This is a genomic window from Vibrio sp. 1249-1 (assembly GCF_033340495.1).
In genome coordinates this window covers 1-855 of record NZ_JAWOWJ010000299.1, presented here as the reverse complement: position 1 = coordinate 855, position 855 = coordinate 1, and the positions used below count along the sequence as shown (strand labels likewise).

Annotated in this window: 1 pseudogene; it reads right to left on the bottom strand. The window is 48.2% G+C overall.

The features are described from left to right. Positions 1–855, bottom strand: a pseudogene (gene dnaE, locus R7Z50_RS25975) (DNA polymerase III subunit alpha); the annotation flags it as partial.

Here is an 855-nt window from a genome sequence, read left to right as displayed (position 1 = left end):
CGCCATCGCACGTAATGTTATTATCTTAGATTCGGCATCGCGTCCGTACATTTCGGCAACGTGATCAATCACTTGGTCACGCTTATCCATACAAAAGTCGACGTCGAAATCGGGCATGGATACACGTTCTGGGTTCAAGAAACGTTCGAAGAGCAAGTCATATTCAAGCGGATCAAGATCGGTGATTTTCAGCGCGTAGGCCACCAAAGAACCGGCACCCGAACCACGACCAGGACCGACTGGAATCGCGTTGTCTTTCGACCACTGGATGAACTCCATTACGATCAAGAAGTAGCCTGGGAACCCCATTTGGTTGATTACGTCGAGTTCGATTTGTAAACGCTCGTCGTATTCTGGACGGCGCTTTTTGCGCTCTTCTTCATTAGGGAATAGGAACTCTAGACGCTCTTCCAAACCTTCTCGCGACTTCATGACCAAGAATTCAGTTTCTTCCATCCCTTCTGTTGGGAAGGCTGGCAAGAAGTATTCACCCAAACGAACGGTCACGTTACAACGCTTGGCGATCTCGACACTGTTTTCTAGCGCTTCTGGAATATCAGCAAACAGCTCACACATTTCCTCTTCAGTGCGAAGGTACTGCTGCGGGCTGTAATTTTTTGGTCGGCGTGGATCTTCTAATGTGTAACCATCATGAATCGCAACACGAATCTCATGCGCATCGAAAAGGTCTGCACTTAGGAAAACCACTTCGTTTGTCGCGACCACGGGCAAGTCATGTTGCTCAGCGAGATCGATGGCAAAGTGCAAGTACGTCTCTTCATCCGGACGACCTGTACGAATCAATTCTAGATAGAAACGGTCCGGGAAATGCTGTTTGTAAAACTCTACACAGCT